Genomic DNA, 2,100 nt, shown 5'->3' with positions numbered 1-2,100 from the left:
GTGGCCATCGTGGCGGTGATGCGGAAGATGCTGGTGATTCTCAACGCCCGCGTGCGTGACGCTCAAGGCGGATCGATCCCCGCCTGAAGCCAGCCTGCGCGTGCCCCAAAAGGCTGCCGGCCAGCGGCCGGCACTACCGGAGCAGGTCGCGCAGGCCCTCACGGTAGCTGGGGAACCTCGGCTCCCAGCCCAATGCTTCACGCGTGCCACGGCTGTCGATGCGCTTGTTGCTTTCGTAGAAGCGCCGCAGCGTCGGGCTCAGTGCCGGGTCATCCCAGGCCACGGCGGGCGGCAGCGCAAACCCGCCCAGCTTCGCGGCGAAGGCCAGCACATCCTGCGGCGGTGCAGGCTCGTCGTCGCTGGGCAGGTAGAGACCCTGCCGGGCCGGTCGCCGCATTGCGGCGATGATGACGGTTGCCAGGTCATCCACGTGCAGTCGGTTGAACACCTGGCCCGGGCGAACCACGTGGCGCGCACGCCCCTGCGCCAACTGCACCAGCGCATTGCGACCCGGCCCGTACAGGCCGGGCAGGCGGAACACCGCCGAGGCGATGCTGCGTTGTCCGGCCAGTGCACGCCACTGTGCTTCCGCGAGCAGGCGCTGCACACCAGCCGCTTCAGTGGCGTCGGCCGCGCTGCGCTCGTCGATCCAACCGCCGGCGCGGTCGGCATACACCGAGGTCGACGACAGATAGCCGACCCAGCGCAATGCCGGGCTGGCCTGCAGCGCGGGCAGCAGCAGGCGCAGTGCCGGGTCGCCCTCCGCGTCGGGCGGCACGCTGCACAGCACGGCATCGGCCTGCGCGATCTCATCGAGCAGGGCAGGCGACGGTGGCGTGTCGGCGTGCAGCTGATGCCGTGGCAGGCCATCGTCCGGCGCGAACGAGGGATCGCGCACCGTGCCGGCCACGCCTACGCCGTGCGCCTGCAGCTGCGCGGCCAGCACGCGTCCGCTCCAGCCCAGCCCGAGAATCAGTACCCGCGCGGGCAATGGGCTGGCCTGCAAGGCGGGACTCACGCGACCCGCAGTGCCTGGTAGGCCTGCAGGCTGCTGTAGGCAACCTGCAGCAGCAGGGCTTCCTGATCAGCCCTGCGCGCACGCACCAGCATGTCGCCAACAATCTGTTCGGCCTCCACCTGCTGGCCGGCCTCCAGATCACGCAGCATCGAGGCCTTCAACGCCGAGCCGGCCTGGGTCAGCGTGCCGCGCGCAGTGTCCTTCGCTGCCTCCGGAACCGGTTCACCGGCGGCTTCGGCGACGGCCAGGCACTCGTCGTAAAGGCCACGTACGATCGCCTCGCCATCATCGGTGGCGACGATGGTGCCGATATCCGCACGCAGCAGGCAGGTGGCTGCGGCCAGCGCGGTCAGGAAGGTGTACTTGATCCACTGTTCCTGGCCGATGCGCTCGCTGGCCAGGTGATCAAGGTTGGCCTTCGCGCAGACCGCAGCCAAGGCGCGCACGCGCGCGGAGATCGCGCCGCCGTCGCGCTCGCCGAAGGTGAGCTTGGCCGGCTTGCCCAGATGCAGCACCGCGCCATCGGGCGCCTTGGTGGCGCTGATGAAGCACAGGCCGCCGAGCACGGCGTCGCGGCCAAAGCGCAGATCCAGTGCGTTGTAGTGGTGCAGGCCGTTGAGGATCGGCAGCACGGTGGTGTTCGCGCCGACTGCCGGGGCGATGGCATCGATCGAACTGTCCAGGTCGTAGGCCTTGCAGCTGAGGATGACCAGGTCGAAGGGCTTCTGCGCGGCCAGTGCGGGCAGTGCATCAGCAGTGACGTGCTGAACCGGGAAACGCGCATCACCCAGTGGGCTGCGGATGACCAGGCCATCATGGTCCAGCTGCGCGGCGCGCGCGGGGCGCACGAGGAAGGTCACGTCCACGCCGGCCTGGGCCAGGCGGCCACCGAAGTAACCGCCGGTACCGCCGGCGCCGAGGATCAGGATGCGCATTGCACGTTCACCGTTTTCTGGGGGGAATCAGAACTGCGATTGTGCCGGAGATTGCAGGCAAAAAAGAGCCGAGCATAGGCTCGGCTCTACAGACTGCTGCATCCACGCATGGCGTGGATCTGGTGTTGCCGGCCAGCGGCCGGCACT

Annotated in this window: 2 protein-coding genes; both read right to left on the bottom strand. The window is 69.1% G+C overall.

Annotation, left to right across the window (positions count from 1 at the left end):
• Positions 1–133 precede the first annotated feature (133 nt).
• Positions 134–1,018, bottom strand: coding sequence for an NAD-dependent epimerase/dehydratase family protein (locus ABGA94_RS17240; protein WP_095378236.1), 885 nt, complete (start codon positions 1,016–1,018; stop codon positions 134–136).
• Entirely contained in the window at positions 1,015–1,953 is a 939-nt protein-coding gene (gene panE, locus ABGA94_RS17235; RefSeq protein ID WP_375367843.1) for a 2-dehydropantoate 2-reductase, read from the bottom strand. The genes ABGA94_RS17240 and panE overlap by 4 nt, the downstream gene beginning before the upstream one ends.
• Positions 1,954–2,100: the final 147 nt, after the last annotated feature.

Origin of the sequence: Stenotrophomonas sp. 3diitr2024, assembly GCF_042136455.1 — a bacterium.
Classification (GTDB): Bacteria; Pseudomonadota; Gammaproteobacteria; order Xanthomonadales; family Xanthomonadaceae; genus Stenotrophomonas; species Stenotrophomonas sepilia.
Note: the sequence above shows the minus strand (reverse complement) of the source record. Positions and strands in the feature narration are given on the sequence as shown.

Coding starts and splice junctions, on each gene's coding strand:
- panE (WP_375367843.1), bottom strand. CDS start 1,953: ATGCGCATCCTGATCCTCGGCGCCGGCGGTACCGGCGGTTACTTCGGT.